Genomic DNA, 418 nt, shown 5'->3' on the forward strand with positions numbered 1-418 from the left:
CGAGGCGGCGGGGGCGCGGCGGGCGGTGCTGATGGCCCGCAGCCCGTCCTGCGGCTGCGGGCAGGTGTACGACGGGACCTTCGGCGGGACGCTGCGGCCGGGCGACGGGGTGACGGCGGCGCTGCTGCGGCGGGCGGGGATCGCGGTGGAGCCGGCCTGACACCTTGTCCGCTCCGCAGCCGAGCCGTGATCAAGCTGCGACCTCCCGGGCGGATCCGATCCGGGCCGGCGCCCGTCGAATGGTCCGGATGCCCCGGAGGGGGCACGGGACAGTCGACGCGGGGAGGGCCCGACGGTGGGAAGAGGACGGCGCAGAGCGGGGGCGCTGGCGGCGGTCGCCGTGACGGCGGCGCTGGTGGCGGGCTGCGGGGCGGACCGGGACAGCGGGGGCACCAAGGACATGTCGGCGGCCGCCCCC

The 418-nt window shown here is 78.9% G+C and carries 1 protein-coding gene; it reads left to right on the forward strand.

From position 1 onward, the window contains the following. Positions 1-160: 2-thiouracil desulfurase family protein (locus ABD308_RS17455; RefSeq protein ID WP_344335383.1), on the forward strand; the 160-nt coding region annotated here is incomplete at its 5' end. Positions 161-418 lie beyond the last annotated feature (258 nt).

Source organism: Kitasatospora putterlickiae, from assembly GCF_039527695.1.
Taxonomy (GTDB): Bacteria; Actinomycetota; Actinomycetes; order Streptomycetales; family Streptomycetaceae; genus Kitasatospora; species Kitasatospora putterlickiae.